General features: G+C 45.1%; 12 protein-coding genes. 3 read left to right on the forward strand and 9 right to left on the reverse strand.

The annotated features are described in order from the left end of the window. Positions 1-291: 291 nt before the first annotated feature. From adiA to ACZ5V1_RS12190, 8 genes are all read right to left on the reverse strand, one after another. Complete coding sequence (gene adiA / locus ACZ5V1_RS12155) at positions 292-2616, reverse strand: arginine decarboxylase (protein ID WP_464389060.1); 2325 nt, start codon at positions 2614-2616, stop codon at positions 292-294. 29 nt (positions 2617-2645) lie between these two features. After that, complete coding sequence (locus ACZ5V1_RS12160; protein WP_464389061.1) at positions 2646-4100, reverse strand: amino acid permease; 1455 nt, start codon at positions 4098-4100, stop codon at positions 2646-2648. Positions 4101-4549: 449 nt separating this feature from the next. After that, positions 4550-7042: a phosphoenolpyruvate--protein phosphotransferase gene (gene ptsP / locus ACZ5V1_RS12165; RefSeq protein WP_464389062.1), complete on the reverse strand. Its 2493-nt coding sequence runs from the start codon at positions 7040-7042 to the stop codon at positions 4550-4552. A 4-nt stretch (positions 7043-7046) separates the two neighbouring features. Next, entirely contained in the window at positions 7047-7676 is a 630-nt protein-coding gene (gene dhaL, locus ACZ5V1_RS12170) for a dihydroxyacetone kinase subunit DhaL (RefSeq protein WP_464389063.1), read from the reverse strand. After that, a complete protein-coding gene (dhaK, locus tag ACZ5V1_RS12175; RefSeq protein ID WP_464389064.1) occupies positions 7666-8775 on the reverse strand; it encodes a dihydroxyacetone kinase subunit DhaK in 1110 nt (369 codons plus the stop codon). The genes dhaL and dhaK overlap by 11 nt, the downstream gene beginning before the upstream one ends. Before the next feature lie 398 nt (positions 8776-9173). Further along, positions 9174-10055 carry a DMT family transporter gene (locus ACZ5V1_RS12180; protein ID WP_464389065.1) on the reverse strand — a complete coding sequence of 294 codons (882 nt, stop codon included), beginning with the start codon at positions 10053-10055 and terminating at the stop codon, positions 9174-9176. Between the two features lie 21 nt (positions 10056-10076). Then, positions 10077-11189, reverse strand: a complete 1113-nt coding sequence (locus ACZ5V1_RS12185) for an acyltransferase family protein (protein ID WP_464389066.1) — start codon at positions 11187-11189, stop codon at positions 10077-10079. A 342-nt stretch (positions 11190-11531) separates the two neighbouring features. Next, a complete protein-coding gene (locus ACZ5V1_RS12190; protein ID WP_464389067.1) occupies positions 11532-12278 on the reverse strand; it encodes a sulfite exporter TauE/SafE family protein in 747 nt (248 codons plus the stop codon). Between the two features lie 112 nt (positions 12279-12390). Here ACZ5V1_RS12190 and ACZ5V1_RS12195 point away from each other — a divergent pair, with 112 nt between their 5' ends. Further along, positions 12391-13281, forward strand: coding sequence for a prepilin peptidase (locus tag ACZ5V1_RS12195; RefSeq protein WP_464389068.1), 891 nt, complete (start codon positions 12391-12393; stop codon positions 13279-13281). 274 nt (positions 13282-13555) lie between these two features. Here the strand turns inward: ACZ5V1_RS12195 and ACZ5V1_RS12200 are convergent, their stop codons facing one another. After that, a complete protein-coding gene (locus ACZ5V1_RS12200; protein WP_464389069.1) occupies positions 13556-14638 on the reverse strand; it encodes a class I SAM-dependent methyltransferase in 1083 nt (360 codons plus the stop codon). Positions 14639-15207: 569 nt separating this feature from the next. On the opposite strand from ACZ5V1_RS12200, the gene ACZ5V1_RS12205 reads away from it, so the two are divergent. Both ACZ5V1_RS12205 and ACZ5V1_RS12210 read left to right on the forward strand, forming a co-directional pair. After that, positions 15208-16977 (forward strand): SulP family inorganic anion transporter, encoded by a 1770-nt coding sequence (locus tag ACZ5V1_RS12205; protein ID WP_464389070.1) that lies wholly within the window; start codon positions 15208-15210, stop codon positions 16975-16977. Between the two features lie 379 nt (positions 16978-17356). Further along, entirely contained in the window at positions 17357-17791 is a 435-nt protein-coding gene (locus ACZ5V1_RS12210; protein WP_464389071.1) for an HMA2 domain-containing protein, read from the forward strand. Positions 17792-17830 lie beyond the last annotated feature (39 nt).

Below are 17830 nucleotides of genomic sequence, written 5' to 3' on the forward strand. Positions count from 1 at the left end.
CATCATTACCTTTCGTGAAATAGAAAGGGCTGTCCTAGTTATCTAGGACAGCCCTTTTTTTATTATTTAAGTCAGTGGAGCTAAGCCGCGTGAGAAATTTATTAACGAGCGTTCTTCGCATAATAAAAAGTTTGAAGGGGGGTCTGGGGGGAAACTTGCAAAGTTTCCAGCCCAGCCGTCGGAGACAAGAAAAAAAAGCGTAGCAGACAAGCACCGCGGGTTTGCCAAAGGCATCCCGTTAGTAAACGTCGCCGAAAGGCTTACCTGAACAAACAGCATACGCTGTCCTTGTTACTTTCTGCGTCGTCTGTTGTTCACACAAAGTACGTGATACTTGCCGTCTTTAACTTCGGCCCCTTCTGTTACATGTTCAAAACCGGGGAACGCGTTGTCCCAGTCCTCAAGGTGGTTGAGGTACTGAATAGCAGGACACTTATCTTGCGCTCCGAAGGCCTCGCCGGACATGATCATCGGGATACCTGGAGGATACGGAAGCAGCGAATTAGCTGCTATTCTGTTTCCTAGCTTGTCTGATGCGACTAGTTCAACTTCTTGCTGTACGATTTTCTCGTAAGCATCGCGAGGCTTCATGAACGCAGTGAAACTGCTGGTGAAGGCTTTGTCTAAGGCAAGATGCATTTCACTTGATTTTAAAAACGCGAACATTCTGTCACCAAGGGCTTTCAGGGTAACGCCTTCGTATTTTTCTGGATTAGCATTGTAAAGATCTGGTAGCACGTCGCGCACAGTGTCACCGGAATCATAATGCTCTTTGAATCGGATCAGGGTGTTGAGAAGTGTTCCCCATTTGCCACGGGTTATGCCCATTGAGAAAAGGAACATAATCTGAAAATCTGTTGTACGGGTCGGCACTATTCCGAATCGGGTGAGATACTGCGTTACGAGTGCTGCGGGCACACCGTCTGGGAGTAATTTTCCGTCATCGCCCATACCGGGAGTAAGGATACTGACTTTTATCGGATCAAGCATGCACCAGTTGTCTTCTTCCAGCTCGAAGCCGTGCCATGCTTCGTCAGGCTTAAGCCGCCAGCAATCCTGATTTTTAGTCAGCACTTCTACTGGGGCATCTTCAAAGAGAACCCATTCTTTTTCGCCTTGCTCTGTTACTTCCACATACTCTGGATTCCACGGTTTAAAGAACCAATCTTTGTGATTTGCGTGTTCACGCCAAAGTCGTGCAATTGCTCGGCGAAAATCTACTGCTTCCTGTATGACTTCCTGCGTAAGGGACTCTCCGCTTTCACCGGACATCATTGCAGCAGTAATATCGTTTGATGCAACTATTGAATACAGAGGCGATGTTGTGGTGTGCATCATGTACGCTTGGTTGAACATGTCGGGATCAACTTTTTTACGTCCTTCGCGTACATGAATGTAGGAAGACTGGGAAAGTCCGTTAAGAAGTTTGTGCGTGGAGTGAGTGGCGAATATGGTTGCTCCGTCGTGTTCATCCGGATTGCCGTTCATGGCGAAATGGTCTGTGTACATAGCATTAAAGCGTGCGTAGCCGTACCATGCTTCATCAAAGTGAATTACATCCGCCGATTCTTCCAGCCGCTCTTTTGCTTTTTTTGCGTTGTAACATAATCCGTCATAGGTGCAGTTGGTTACAACAGCGTAAACAGGTTCGCACTGGCTGCATCGACCATTTAACTGCTTTACAAGGGCTGATTCTTTTACAGCCTTGGCTATGGCTTCTGGCTGCATATCTGCGGCATGGATAGGTCCAATTATGCCGTACCTATTGCGTGTTGGAACCATGTATACAGGAATTGCGCCTGTGAGGATTAGCCCCTGCTCAATAGATTTATGGCAGTTTCGGTCAATAAGCACGATGTCGTCATGGGTGATACACGACTGCATAATAGTTCTGTTGGAACCGGAACTCCCTACGACTACGTTGTAGGTTTGATGCGCACCAAACACACGGGCTGCGAAGCGTTCGCTGTCTCCAAAAGCACCGGTATGATCAAGAAGGGAACCGAGCGAGGCTCGTTCTATACCCATATCTGTGCGGAATAAATTTTCGCCGTAATAATCAAAAAATGCTCTACCCACGGCTGATTTTGTAAACCCTATCCCCCCTTGGTGTCCGGGTGCCGCCCATGAGTATTCTTTTATGGCTCCGTATCGCATAAGTGCGTCCATAAGTGGCGGCAACATTTGGTTACGATACCGACGGATAGCTGCTTCGATACGTCCAGCAATAAAGTCTGCCGTGTCTTCTACAATCCATACAAACTCATCCACCATCTCCATCAGGTGGCTGGACATGGCGCGAGTTGTTTTCTCACGCTCAGCAATAAGGAACACAGGAACATTAACCTGCCTGCTGTGCAGTTTGCGAATCAATCGCTCTGCCTGCTGATATTCATCATCGTTCTCGTTATGCATATTGGCACTGAGTAACAAACAATCAACAGGAGTATTTGCTTGTAGAATTATGCTGGCATCGCAAAAACTGTAGGAACGGGTAATGCGCACGTTCTGTTTTTCCAACTCCTGCATAAGCCTATGCACGGCATTATTCACATACGTTTCTGCCTGCGTTGTTTCGTCCTCTGCCACTAATACATGAAAGTCTGCCACTGACATGCACTGCTCCTTACTACTGTTTGCACCCATTATTTACCGTACCCGCTACCAAAGAACACTGCCGCGATTATTGCTATCCCCACCACAAAAATCGCACCTGCTTTCTCCCACCCAACAAACAGGGCAACATGCCCCTGCTCTCGTTTTGCTTTCCAGAAAACAAATAATCCTGAGGCAAAGAAAATGCTGGAGAGCAACAAAAATTTAGGCGTCGCAGCGTACAAAAGCCACAACGCATAGACTGCGGCAAACCCGCCTGCAAATAGCGCCATCCCTTTAGAAACAGGTTGGTCTTTCGGATATTCTCCAGCCATACAGAGTTTACCCAAGTACACCGCGCTTACAAAATATGGATAAAGAATCATGACGCCTGTAATATCCAACAGGAACAACCATGCATTGTTAGCGAAAAGCACAACAAGCATGGTCAGCTGCATACAAGCACTTGTTATCAGAAGAGAAAAATATGGAGATTCGTGTCGATTTTCTTTCGCAAATATCTTTGGAAAAACACCGTCTTTGGCGGCAACGTGCGGCACTTCCGCCACCATAATCGTCCACGACAACCAGCTACCTAACAATGCGATTATTACACCAAGGTTGATGAGGGATGCTCCCCATGTGCCCACTAATTTTTCCAAGACATATGCAGCGGAAGGATTTGGAAGCTTCGCAAGTTCTGCCTGCGTTAAAAATCCATACGGAAGAAGGGAAATTAGTACGTACAGACAGAGACATAGGAGTAGACTCAAAATAGTGGCCCTGCCAACGTCGTCAGCATTTTTTGCTCTGCCTGAAACAACAACAGCACCTTCAATACCGATAAATGCCCAGAGTGTAACAAGCATTGTACTTTTAAGCTGTTTGCCTAAACCACCCAGCCCTGCGGAGGCGTTTCCCCAAAAATCCAGCGTAAAATGTTCTGCAGAAAAGAAGATTGCGACTATTCCCACAAACAACAGCAACGGCAGCAACTTGGCGACCGTTGTAATAATATTAAGCACGTTTGCTGCGGAAACACCGAACAAGCAAATAATGCACATGCTCCAGATAAGAAAAGAACCACCGATGAATGCTTGAAGCTGCGCACTAACCATCTCCGGTGGAAAAAAGTAGGCAACAGCATCCATAGTAAGGACCGCATAGCCAACGTTACCAAATACTGCACTCAGCCAGTATCCCCATGCCATTTCGAACCCGACAAAGTCGCCGAACCCTTCACGTGCATAAGCATAAATACCGGAATCAAGATCCGGCCGAGCATCCGATAACGCGCGAAACGAAGTAGCAAGAAAATACATACCAAGCCCTGTAAGCACCCAAGCCAGCATTACAGCACCGGCTGCTGCCCCTTCAGACATATTTGACGGTAAGTTATAGATCCCTCCGCCAATCATGGCACTCACTACAATGGCTATCAGCCCAACCAAGCCCAGCTTCTTTTCTCGCTCTGCCATCATGTTCCTCGCTGTATGCTGTGACATTTTTTTCAACTATATCTGTACTATTCAGCAACACAGCCCATTACAAAGAAATGATTTATCGCAACCTAGTAAATATATTTTGATTTTCAAATAACAACTTGATTAACCAATCAATAAGCATGTGACTTTATTGCAACAATTTAGTGCCAAACAGTGATGCAGTTAATTTGTCTGGAGATAACTCATAAGCTATGAAAGATAATCGCAGTGAATGTCTTAGCGTTGTTCCGGTCACAGTCGCACTAACCCGGCGACGGTACCTCCCAGAGATGAATTCTTTTAAATTAAGTGTAATTCATCCCTAAAAAAATCCGGAACGTACCCCACGCACTTTAGAGACAAACAAGACAGAAAAACCCACCTGGCAGCAAGTGGGTTTTTTCTATGTGGAATAAATAGAATACATGGCGTCTTCATCTAATTGTTTGAAAGATGTTCCCGATACTACATCAGATTTCGTAAAGCGTGCAACAATGCATAGCGATAAGACTCTTCACGCTATTAGCATCTGGTAATTCCATAGCTTCCAAAGCAAGCTCTTTGGCTTCAGATGTCACAATTGTTCGGATTAAATCCTTGGTTTGCTCAAGAGATGCTGCGGATACTGCAAGGGAGTCTATCCCCAGACCAACAAGAACAAATACTGCCTGCAAGTTGCTGGTTATATCTCCGCCCACACTCACTGGGATATCTGCTTCATGCGCAATTCGGATGATATCACGTACAATTCGCAATATGGCAGGATGCAGTTCGGTGTATTCTGTTCCCAGCACAGAATTTTTAGTATCATACACCATGACATAGCGTGCCAGATCATCCCCTCCCAATACAAAGAAATCTGCCTCGCGCGCCAACTGATCCGCCAGAAAAACTGATGACGGAACCTCGATAACAACGCCGACTTCAACATTTGCCACACAGGGAATAGAAGCTTTTTTCAACATTGCACGCGCTTCATTTATTACACCGTACACTTCGCGAAGTTCTGTAAGTTGAGAGACCATTGGTAGCAAAATTTTTATAGGATATTCTGCCGCAGTTCTGAGAAGCGCCTTAATCTGCAACAAGAACAGGTTCCTATGCGCGAGACTGAACCGTACACCGCGTTTATCGAAGCAAACATTTCGCTCTGTTGATGTTTTTTCCAGATATGGCAAAATATTTTCCCCACCTAAGTCTGCCGTAGAAATAACAAGTGGTTCACCATTCAGCAAAGCGGCTGCTGTTGAATACGCGGTATACTGTTCTTCCTCAGAAGGCTCGCTGTCTCTATTTAAATACAAATACTCTGTGCGCAAAATTCCAATACCGTCTGCGCCAGCCTGCATTGCATCCGCTATGCTCTCTGCCGATTTAACATTCACCTCTACTCGTACGCTCTTACCGTCACGGGTTACAGCAGGTTCTCCTGCTTTAGATCGAACATCCCGCAAGTGATCATCCCACTGAGCACGCAACATTTCCAAAGCTCTACGCTGTCTGGAATCAGGAGAAATCCAAACTTCTCCTGTTGAGCCGTTAAGACCGATGATATCCCCGTCCAGCAGTGGGCGAATTAAGGTTTTAACTCCGGCAACAGCAGGAATTTTTAAAGCACGAGCAAAAACAGCAACGTGAGACGTTGCACCGCCTTCCTGTGTAACAATTCCCAGCACTTTATTCTTATCCAGATTAACCATATCTGAAGGCCCAAGATCAGTTGCGACAAGAATCGCCGGTTCGTCTAACTGAGGGCCACGAAATTCTTCTTCTGTTAATGCCCTAAGGACACGAGTACCAACATCAAGCACATCCGCGGCTCTGCCGCGAACATATTCATTCTGCAAAGTGCGGTAGCGCTCCATGGTCTTTTCTATTGTTTCCGCCCATGCGGACTCTGCATTGTATCTCGACTTTGTAATAAAATCATGCGCTGAACACGTAATGTACGGGTCATCCAGCAGCATACTATGCAACGCAAAAAATTCAGCTTCCTCGGCCGAGTCCACATTACCGGAAGTCATATGTTCCAGTTCAGACAGCTCAATACGCGCCATTGCAATGGCTTCTGCCAGACGCACCATTTGGTTTTCAGCATCCGCAACTATCTTTCGTTCAATTTTCGGAAATTCAGGGCGATACCAGACAATAGGTCCGAGGGCACTTCCCGGTGCCGCCGCAATACCACCTTCCAACATATTTTTTCCCTGTAAGCGAAAATCAGGTTTATCCACATCACCAAAGTTCTCACTGGCAAGCGCCAGTAAAGCAGAAAGAGCGTCTTTTGCATCTGCCCCGACTGCGCGGAATTGAATACTTTCACCCTTCTGTACAGTCAGCATTGTCATCTGGTTCAATGAACGAGCATTGGCGCTGTCAGCTCCTCGTATAAGCCAGACATCCGCAATATACCCGCCAAGCGTCCCTGCAACACGGGCAGCTGGACGTGCGTGCAGTCCAAGCTGATTCGGGACTATTAATGAAATTTCTTCGCTCCTATCTCTTGACGGCGGAATGTCAGTATTTCTTGTCGCAGCATAAAGCCCAACGTCTTCCACACCAAGGCGCTTTGCTTTTGTGCGGTTAATTGCTCCTACTTCCTCAAGTATGGTTGTAACCCCAGCCCCCAAGGACGCTTGAACAGTCGCAGCCAAAGCCCCTTCCACAAATGGTGCAGGGCTTAAAAAAACATTATGTTGTTCTTTTTCTGATAAAAGATCGAAGGCAGTTTCTGCGCTGATCAAAGCACTGCCAAAGTCCATGAGCACAATAACACCGTCCCCTTGCTCTGCTTCTTTGATAGCATGGAGAATTCTGATGGGATTTGTGCCTATGGGATTCTCGTCATCACCCGTTCCAGCAGCCACAACCACAGGAAGCACATCTTGTGTCATCTGACTGATGATGGCCTGAATCCCTTCTACCAAAAGGATACTGTGAGAAACTAAAACAATACCAACCATATATTTACTCTCTTATACTCTCGTACAATGCAGTAATAAGATAATACGATGAAGTTGCTCCCGGGTCCTGATGCCCGATACTCCGTTCTCCAAGATAACTTGCCCGCCCCTTTAATGCCAGCATTGGAATGGTCGCCTTCATCCCTAATTCTGCCGCTTTTACGCAACCCTCTAAAATTTTATCTAAACCCATTCCCGCTTCTAAACATTTTTTATATTCGCGTAGCACCGGAGCCCACACATCATACATGGTTTTCTCGTTCTCCTCCGTTCTACCGCGCATGACCAGCCCTGCAACTCCTACATCAAAAAACGCCAGAAGCCCTGCCGCATCAAGCGCCTCAGAATCGCCAACGGTTGCTGCGCCCTTCAAAAACAAGGTGCCGTACAAAGGTCCACTTGCGCCGCCAATATTGGAAAGTAACACCATACCTGCGCGTCTGAGTATTTCGCCCAAACACAAATGTTCAATTTCCGGAATGTCCCGAACAAGAGCGCTAAACCCTCTATCCATATTAATTCCGTGGTCACCGTCCCCAATGGCAGCATCAAGCATATGCAGTTCGTTCTTATTTTCAGCCATATAATGAGCTGCTTTTTCGAACCAGAGTAAGGCCGTCACGTTAGTCAGCATTCTTTTCCTCATCTGCTGCTATTTCACTGGTGCATTCCGGAGTACAGAACCCGGGGGTAACAACCCGTGCGTCCCAAAATTTCACCATTTCATCATCAGCCCGAAGCATGCTGATAGAGCACCCCTGCATTTCCAATGATGAAATATATGTTCCGACCAAATTCCGTTTAATACGCACTCCGCGCTTGTCACACATGGAAGCAAGTTTTCGATACACCCCATACAATTCGCCCAACGGTGTTCCGCCCATACCATTCACCAAAACAATAAATTCATCACTGTCTGTAAAGGGTTCGCTTACAAGCTGCACTTCTTCCCACAGTCCTGAAGCTAAGTTCATCTCACGGACAACGCGTACATATTCAGGATCTGAAAAAATATGCTCAACCAGTATTTCCACCAGCTCATCCACAGGCGCCATAGGGATACGCTCCACCCCCGGTTCGCCATGGATACCAATACCTATTTCAACTTCGTCATGATCTAAAAGAAATGTCGGAGCCCCTATTTCCGGAACAATACACGAACTCAAAGCAACCCCCATAGAACGCCCGTTAACGTTCACACGGCGGCACAAGTCAGCGCATTCTTCAAGATTGTATCCTGCCTGAGCAGCAGCGCCACCAATCTTTTCCGCAAACACAGTCACGCCAACCCCGCGCCTGCCAGCAGTATGCCCGCCGCCTTTTACAGCCACATCGTCATCAATCAAAATGCATTGAACCTGTATTCCGTCCATCGAGCAAAGCTCAGCAGCAGTCTCAAAATTGAGCACATCGCCCGTATAATTTTTTACCAGAAACAACACTCCAGCGCCGCGGTGCACTTTCTTCGCGCATTCATAAATTTGATCAGGTGTCGGTGATGTAAAGACCTCCCCCGGACATGCGCCATCAAGCATTCCATATCCCACATACCCACAATGTAACGGAGCATGACCGCTGCCGCCGCCGGAAACAATCGCGACTTTCCCATCAGGAATATTTTTTCTACACACGTATCGAGGGTTCACATTCAAATGAAGTTCAGGATGTGCGGCAGCCAGCCCCTGCAACTGTTCATCCACAGCGTTTTCCGGATCATTAATTAACTTTTTCATCTATCATCTCCGAAGTCGTTAGCTCACTGCTTTCAAGTAACAACCATCAATCCTACCACGAACGGGTGCGCAAAATCGTGGATTATCTGCACCTGTTTTTTTAGGAAGCTTGTTGGCTGTGGCTTTCTTTTTCTTTTTTCTTTTTTCTTTTTTGCCTCCGGCGGCTTAAGAACCCTTTTAAAAAAGGGCTTCTTAAGAATCTCCTAAAACTTTTAACTACGAGCTCTTTCTTTTTTTAAGATCACCTCGCGGCTTAATCCCATTACCTTGCACAAAATAAAAATGGGCTGCCCTTCGTATGAAGGACAGCCCATTTGTTAATTGAAAAATGAAGTATGGTGGAATCGCCCTAAAGTGAGATTTCACCAATAAAGAAGTTAGGAGAATATGAAAAATTTTTATGCTTTTTGAGGTGCGGAGTTGGTCAGATAAACACCTGAAACAACGAGAGAGACACCAACAAGAAGCGACATCGAAAGTGGTTCACCAAGGAAAAACCAACCACAAAGGATAGCTGCTACGGGAACAAAATTAATAAACACGGCAGAGCGCGATGCCCCGATGGTGTTAATAGCTTCATAAAACCACGTAAACCCGATAACTGTGCCGAGTATCCCGAGGTATGCGATACAAATAAAATGATTCACCGTATAGCCGGAGAAATCACTCATCATCCCTTCGTACAGGGCAAACGGCAGCAACATGATTGTACCTGTGATGCAGGAATAAGTGATCGCGGCATGAGGCGTTAAAAACCCCATCATTCGCTTTCCAAGCAAGGAATACGTGACCCAACTTGCAACACAACCAAAGATTGCAAGGTCGCCACTGGTGAGTCCTCCTGTAAAGAGTGAAATGGGATCACCGCGCGAAATAGCTATGGTTGCACCAGTCACAGAAAGACAAATACCTAGTCCCTTACGAGCAGAAAGTTTTTCGCTAAAAAAAGCTGCTGCCAGTAATGTAATCATTATTGGATTCAAAGAGATAATGACAGCCGCTCTACCCGCTGTCACTGTCTGCAAGCCTGTAAAAAAGAGTGCGTTATATGCGAATACACCAGTTGCACCTAACAAACAGACACCAATCCAACCTTTCCTATCCAGCTTCGGCAAGCCACCTGCACGGTAGCGCATAATCCACATCATACAGATTGATGCTGTTAAGAACCGCAAAAATGCGGCGGAAAAGGCTCCCATTCCATCCGACAGCAGTCTACCTGCGACGAATGTTCCACCCCACAAGAATGCGGTTAGGATTAGTTTTCCGTACACCATCATGTCTGTTTTCTCCCTAAAATATTAAAACATACGCCTCAACAATGGTGCTTTTCGCAACACGCCGGAGGTAATTACCCAACAAAATGCTGTGGTAATAAAAAATACTACTGCTGCTTTTATGTAAATTGACCACGTTACCGTAATTAAACCATACGCTAACCAATAAACGACTAAGGCGTGTAAAAAATAAATTCCGTAAGAATTCTTCGCTGCAGAACGCCAAAAACGTCCACGACCGCTGACCCACGTACTAAATAGCGCACTCCAACCCATAAGCGATGCGATACAATACGTCGCAAAGGAGCAGGCTAGAATAAATTGTTTATTCAACAGCGGCTCAGGGGACGTGGCAAATCCCATTTTGACCAGAAGATATACAGCCATAGTGATCGCAAGAATCGGCAACCATGTGCGCTTGCGGGGGCAATATCCACCTTCAGTAAACCAACCGTATTTCCAAGCCCAAATACCAAGGCTGAAATACAAAACATGCTGAAAAATTCGTTCAGGCTGGAATGAAAGGAAGTAACTGACAAACCAGTAATCCAGAGGCAAAAACTGAATAACTGTGAAGAAACAAGCTGCTGATGCCGCTACAAACACAGGAAAAAACCATAGCGGTGCTATCGCTGGAGTTTGGGTTAACGTGCGCAACGCCGGAATACATTTGCATAAAAAAGTCAGCGCAACAAACATCCAGAAGAGCAAAGCAAGAAACCAGTATACTGAATGTTGAAACGCTTCAGCCCAGAATGCTTCCGTCCAAAAAGAAAAAATTTCTACAGGAAGATTGCGCGTAAAAGGAATCATAAAAGCTGTCGGTGGTGCCAGCAAAAGTATGCCCAGCACCCACGGTACAAATATTCGCCAAGTCTTTTGTCGTAAAAACTCTGTTGCACCATGCCGTTGCAATGACGGTATGGCAAAATACCCAGCAATAAAAAACATGGCAGGCATAATCGGAACATCAATCAGCACAACAAGAAGTGTAAAAAAGATACTGGAAATCGGATTGATTACATACCACCAACTCGGAGCATACAGCATGTAGCAAAGAGACACATGCAACAAAACTACGAGAAAAATGATTGAAGTTCGTAGGTTATCTAAAAAATATAAACGATGTTTCGCCATGCCGATCTCCTCAGTTCTATGTCCTTCCGTGTGCACTCTTCCAATCAGGAAAAAGAAATCTACCTTATTTCCCCATGTCATATAAAAAAATATCGCCTGCCATATCAAGTAGTTTTTAAAAAATTATTTAATGTTTTAAGCAAATTAGATACAAAAACTGCATTTTATTGTTTCACAAAAAAAAACCGTGCTCTGCTTTTGAAAATGCAGAGCACGGAAATAAAACAATCTTTGTACTACACAGAAAATCAACTCTCACCAATTACAGGGGACAGTATCTCTCTTCATCCACTTCTTCATTTTGAAAAATGAAACAAGGTGATGCGTTAGGAAATAGAATTCTTATGCAAGCGCAGCAAATTGTGTAACAGCACTTTTCAAAATAATGCACGCCATCACAGCAAGCATTCCAAAAAGTACTTTTCGGTACGTAAATTCACCAATTTTAGTAGATGCCATCACACCTAACCGTGCTCCAATCATAACAGCCGGTGCCGCAGCAGCAAAAAGCGTTACCGTCTCTTGGGTCTGGATTCCAGCATACGTCTGCAATGAAATTACAAGAATACCGGAGACAATAAAATAGCTGGCAATACCGGCTTTAACGGTATCTTTTGCCCAGCCCGCAAGAGAGGTGTAGACGATTGTCGGCGGGCCGCCCATTCCGATGGATGAGCTGATTGCAGTGGAACAGAACCCAGCCACAACACCCCATCCTTTATGAACTACTTTTTGGCTTTTGCCTTCAAAAAATAAGCCCCAGATCGCATAGATAAACAGAAAGATGCCCATACCTAACTTCAGGTAATGCGCCGGAAATTCCTGCATCATTGTGATACCTACAATCGCACCTGGAACAGTACCAATGTAGATCGGCTTCAGCCGCTGAAAATCAAGACTCTTACGATACGTCCATGCCATCTGAAGACATAGAATGACGCCTAGAATCGTACAACTGGGCACTGCAAGACGCAGCGGAACCATGGTCGTAATAAGGGGCATGGCAATAAGTGCGGCACCGAATCCCGCAATACCGTTGATGAATCCACCAACACCCCAACACAATGCTACAAAAAGCAAATGTTCCATTATATACTCCGTTGCCCGACACCAGCCGGACAGTTAATGACTGACGGCAATGTGGGCTAAAACGGAGTAAATGTTAAATACTTATTTATGTGCATTGTCATAGGCTGAGCCTATGACACAAAAACACCTCTCCAAATACTTGGACAAGCTTCCATCTGCATTCTATGTAACCAGCAGCTATACGAATTATTATTCAAAACGCACACCACGTGCGCTATTCAAAAAACCCATACATTCCGGGATGGATATGTATCTTATTTTTGCAGCACTTTTCGGCCTTGTTCTCGGCAGCTTCTATTCTGTTTGCGTCAGTCGCTACGGAACAGACAACACTATTTTCAAACCGTCGCGATCCTTTTGTCCACAGTGCGACCATCAACTGACTGTCCTCGAAAACATTCCACTCATAAGTTTTCTCATACAAAAAGGGCGCTGCTCTCTCTGCAAGGCGCGTATTCCAATCTTTTATCCATTAATAGAATTAACCTCTATGTTCTGGGCCGTATTGGCAGCAACTCACGCAACAACATACGCTGAATGGGTAGTACTTCTGGCTATCGGCGGCATATGCATTGTTGCCTCAGCCATTGATCTGCGAACATTTCTCCTGCCGGATATTCTTACATACTCTGGAGCAGCGATTGTTCTGGTAGCAAGTTACGCCGGAATACTTCACGTAGATTTTATGCAATCACTACTCGGAGCGGGTATCGGCGCATTCGCGCTTTGGGCAGTTTCGGCACTATACAAATTGATTCGTAAGATTAATGGCATGGGGCTTGGTGATGTTAAATTTATGTTAATGCTCGGAGCACTCACAGGAATAGGACATCTTTCCATTTTCATTTTTCTGGCGAGCGTTCTTGCACTTATTTTCTGCATCATTTCAACGCGTGGAAAAGCTGGAATGTCGAGAGTATACATTCCCTTTGGCCCCTTCCTCGCTTCCGGAGCGCTCATCACATATCTGTACGGTGATCAGATAGCCTCATTTATCCGCTAAAAAGAAGGGCTGATGAAATAATATTTCATCAGCCCTTCTTACATCTTTTAGTAGTTTTAAACATATTCCCTATGCCTAGCCCCTATATTCACCAAACACTCTATGGTAACAAACAAGTTCATATCATAAAAATTTCATTCAGTTACATCTATACCAATCAGCAGCGAAGAAGATTTTTTGCACCTCTATCTTTTTCGTTGCTCTTGAATACCCTTTGTCGGGTATTCAAAGGCCGAAGACACACCTGCATCCGGTATGTCTACGGCCTGTTTTATTATTTATGACACAAGTAATGGCTATTAAAACCATCCCCTGGAATATCGTGCACTTCAGTAGAACTAAATCCAGCTACGGAACACAGCGCCAACGCTTGTTCTTTACCCCACATCATTCCAAGCCCCATGCCATTATCCACCAGCCCTACCGGCATACAATGCATCAAGCTCACGGTATAAAGAAATGCTCCCATTGGGTGATCTTTATTCTGCGCGATAGAAGAACTTGCAGCAATATCCACCATTGAAAAAACTCCGCCCTGTTTCAACATCATTTGAATATTCTTTAATGCTTCAAAGGGTCGGGTTTGATCGTGGATTGAATCAAAAGCCATTATGTAATCAAACTGCTCGGCTTCGACGGCCTCAGTACCGGCATCCTGTACCATAAACTGAACATTCTTCAGCCCCAGCACTTCTGCACGTTCCTGTGCTTTTTGAACACTTGCCTCTGCTATATCAAAACCCATAAATGTTGAATTAGGATACTCTTTCGCCATGAGATGCAACACAAGGCCATCCGCACAGCCGATATCGCAGACACGAATTCCCTGCTTCAGTCGTTCCACAATTGCACCGTTCTGCACAGAAGGGAGAAACGTATCTACCAAAACCTGCTCATGCTTGGCGTTAGCAAGCTCTTCCATGAATGCATAAAAGGGTTGATACTGCTCATAGCCAACGCCTTCACCTGTTTCCATTCCAGAAACAATTTCGTTGAGCCCGCACTTGGTCAGTAACGGAATCTCCTGCGTATACACGCCGAGGTTGGCGTTGCCACCGCTACGGGTAAGAAGCGGGACATGCTCTTTGGGTAGAAAATAAAGCTCTTCTCCATCCTCTTCTATTACCTCGACAATACCGCCGGTAACCATTACTCCCAGCCATTCCTGCAAGTAACGATCATCAAGTCCGCCTTGCAAGGCAATGGTTTCACATAGAGCTGGTTCATCAAAGGTCGCCAATGCTTCGAACGCACCGGAAGCATACCCAATTCCCATAGCCGTATTCAGTGCACCATAGTTCAGTATATCACACAGTTTCTGACTAAACTGTTCTGTCTTTTCAGCTGAAGTTTCCATTCCGGCCTCTCCTCGTGAATTACTTGGGGGAAATCTGATTACACATCAAACCTGATGACAAAGTCCTGTTGCACAGATCATGAGACGCTGGACAGTGCAGGTACTAGAGAACCCAAGAAAGATGTGTTGGATATGCACGTTTCAATTTTTTTAAAAACACACCGCAATATGAAGGGGTATATTACTATTGTGCGCGCAAAGCATTTCGTTATCACCTCTAACCTGCTTACTCAACACACCACATTTACAGAATAAAAATAGATATCCCATCCGACCTCAATTTTTCTCATGAAGACGATAAGAATTATGAAATAGTTTGAACAGCTATTTACATATATACATGTAGTAAGAAGGTCGTGCTTAAATTGTCTACTGCACAACGACACTTTACTGCTCAACTCAATTGCACAATGAAAACTTTTACGTATGCTTTTCATTCGCACAACCACTAATTAAGCGTTCCATTCTCAGCACATACTCTTCTTACACTCTATTGATATGGAGATAGATGACACACTTGTCATAACAGTTTCTATATCCAGTAATAATTGTTTCAAAAGGATTCATCGGTGACAACAGCCTCAGCATACATAAGACTCTTTCCGTTTCTCAGCTGGTTACAGAATTTCTCTAAGGAGACGTTTAAACTGGACTTAAATGCGGGATTAAGTGGAGCCATTATTGTGCTTCCTCAGGGGGTCGCATTTGCTGCAATTGCTGGGCTTCCTCCAGAATTTGGATTGTACTCTGCAATTGTGCCCGCAATAGTTGCCGGACTTTTCGGATCTTCAAAACATCTTATATCCGGCCCGACTACCGCTATTTCTCTCGTTATCTATGAAAATTTGAGTCAATTTTACACACCTTTTTCTGAAGAATACATTGGTGCCGCTTTTTCACTTACCCTGCTCACAGGTCTCATCCAGTTACTTTTCGGACTGGTAAAACTGGGGACACTGGTCAACTTTGTTTCGCATTCAGTTGTTGTAGGATTCACCGCCGGAGCTGCTGTACTTATTGGGTTCAGCCAACTTGGTAACTTTACAGGTGTAGCATTTCCTTCCGGCTCTACATTTTATGAAAAAGTTCCGTATCTTCTCAACAATCTAGGTGAAATAAGCACTCCTGCTCTTATCATCGCGCTTCTCGCCCTGATAATTTCAGTGGTATTTCAAAAACTCGCTCCAAAACTTCCCGGTATGCTTGTCGCGCTTATCTCCGGTGGCATTGCAGCTGCTATGTTCGGCGGGGCAGATGCAGGAATCAAACTCGTTGGAGCACTGCCTTCACAGCTTCCACAATTTGTGATCCCGCAGTTATCCGCAAGTACCGTTCAACAACTCGGCTCCAGCGCGCTTGCCATAGCCATTCTTGGACTGACAGAAGCTGTATCCATTGCACGCTCAGTCGCCATGCAATCCAGACAGCATATCGATACCAATCAGGAATTTGTCGGGCAGGGACTTTCCAACGTCATAGGTAGCTTTTTTTCCTGCTACGCTGCATCCGGCTCATTCACCCGTACTGGTGTAAACTACACCGCGGGAGCCCGCACCCCTGCTGCCGCAGTCTTTGCTGCATGTTTTCTCGCCGGTATCTTACTGCTTATCGCGCCGATAACTGCATATCTCCCGATTCCTGCAATGGCAGGAGTGCTCATGATTGTTGCATTTAAACTGATTGATTTTCATCACATCAAAGGCATCATGAAAACAAGTCGGCAGGAATTTGGCGTTATGATTGTAACGCTGCTTGCAACACTTTTTCTGCACCTTGAATTTGCAATCTATGTTGGCGTAGTGCTTTCACTTCTTTTGTACATTAACAAAACATCGCATCCAGAACTTGCTTCCGTCACTGTCCATCGGGACGAGGCTGGAATTTCATCTATCGTTGAAGTAACAAGTGAAAAGGACCTCGAATGTCCTCAAATCAAGATTGTGCGCTTACGTGGAGAAATCTTCTTTGGTGCAACCAACAACATTATTGAAAGTTTGCACAAAGAAATTGATGAATGTCCTACCCAGACGAAACTTCTTGTGATACTTAAGGCTGTAACATTCATCGATATTGCGGGCTGCGAAATGTTCTCTGCAGAACGAGACGCTTTCCGCGAAAAAGGCTGTGAAATGTACCTATCTTCCCTGAACCCTGAGGTTAGGGGAATGCTGAACAGAGCCGGTGTCCTACAACGGTTTGGTACTGACCATATTTTCGCAAACAAACGAGTTGCGATTAAAAAACTTGCTGCTTCCGTCAACACTGAAAAATGTAAAACCTGTAAGGCTCGCATTTTTGACGAATGCGCTGGCAACACCCTCGCATTAGACGAACAGTAATGTAACAGCACCGCCCGGCAGTTACGATACGTTCGTCCGGTTCAAGACGTAAAAGCAAGCTATTGAAGAGGCAGGACATTTGTTCCTGCCTTTTTCATGCCCTATGCACGCCGCCGAAAGCCTATTGCAAAATCCCATACACAAAATCAGCCTGCATCACACGCGCTCACAGTATGGATTTCCCGCACCGCATTGCGAACTTATGTCAAAAACAAAATGCCGACTGCTTGCTGTAGTAACATACCAGCAACAAAAAATATTTGTGAAGTAGCACACCTTCTCCAATACAGCATAAAAGACTTTCACTAGCGCGCTATTAAATATACTTTGAGACAAAATAATTCCGCGTAGTCTAAAGACAGCACAAGGAGGCACCATTATGAGCACAACAACAGAACACCATGCACGTTTTCGCTTTAGATGCGAGTCACTTAAACTTGAAGAACGGGCAAATGCCGTAAAAGATGCGTTGTCAAAAACCAAAGGCGTAGCAGAAGTTGCCGTAAACAAACGGGTAGGAAGCTTACTTGTACTTTTTGATCAAGGTAAAGTTCAAGCAGAGCAATTGTTCTCAACAATTGCCCGTTGTGTTGGTCTGGACCCTGAACAAGTACGAAACAAGCTAACCAGCTTTAATCGCACAATTACAGGCAGAAAGGGAAGACGAGTTGTAAAAAGAGGAATGATGGCTGTCGGTATTACTGCACTGGCACTACTAACAGTCTCTGAAGATAAACACGCGATTGCTGGAATGGTCTGGCTTTCTCTGATTGCAACACATATCTATCAAAACAAACGTACTCTATTTAATTAAAAAAACATGCGGCATTAACGCCGCATGTTTTTTTTAAAT

The organism is Halodesulfovibrio oceani subsp. galateae, assembly GCF_055397225.1.

Bases quoted from the DNA above. Each gene is read 5' to 3' on its own strand.
- adiA (WP_464389060.1), bottom strand. From the start codon at position 2,616: ATGTCAGTGGCAGACTTTCATGTATTAGTGGCAGAGGACGAAACAACG.
- ACZ5V1_RS12160 (WP_464389061.1), bottom strand. From the start codon at position 4,100: ATGTCACAGCATACAGCGAGGAACATGATGGCAGAGCGAGAAAAGAAG.
- ptsP (WP_464389062.1), bottom strand. From the start codon at position 7,042: ATGGTTGGTATTGTTTTAGTTTCTCACAGTATCCTTTTGGTAGAAGGG.
- dhaL (WP_464389063.1), bottom strand. From the start codon at position 7,676: ATGCTGACTAACGTGACGGCCTTACTCTGGTTCGAAAAAGCAGCTCAT.
- dhaK (WP_464389064.1), bottom strand. From the start codon at position 8,775: ATGAAAAAGTTAATTAATGATCCGGAAAACGCTGTGGATGAACAGTTG.
- ACZ5V1_RS12180 (WP_464389065.1), bottom strand. From the start codon at position 10,055: ATGATGGTGTACGGAAAACTAATCCTAACCGCATTCTTGTGGGGTGGA.
- ACZ5V1_RS12185 (WP_464389066.1), bottom strand. From the start codon at position 11,189: ATGGCGAAACATCGTTTATATTTTTTAGATAACCTACGAACTTCAATC.
- ACZ5V1_RS12190 (WP_464389067.1), bottom strand. From the start codon at position 12,278: ATGGAACATTTGCTTTTTGTAGCATTGTGTTGGGGTGTTGGTGGATTC.
- ACZ5V1_RS12195 (WP_464389068.1), top strand. From the start codon at position 12,391: ATGACACAAAAACACCTCTCCAAATACTTGGACAAGCTTCCATCTGCA.
- ACZ5V1_RS12200 (WP_464389069.1), bottom strand. From the start codon at position 14,638: ATGGAAACTTCAGCTGAAAAGACAGAACAGTTTAGTCAGAAACTGTGT.
- ACZ5V1_RS12210 (WP_464389071.1), top strand. From the start codon at position 17,357: ATGAGCACAACAACAGAACACCATGCACGTTTTCGCTTTAGATGCGAG.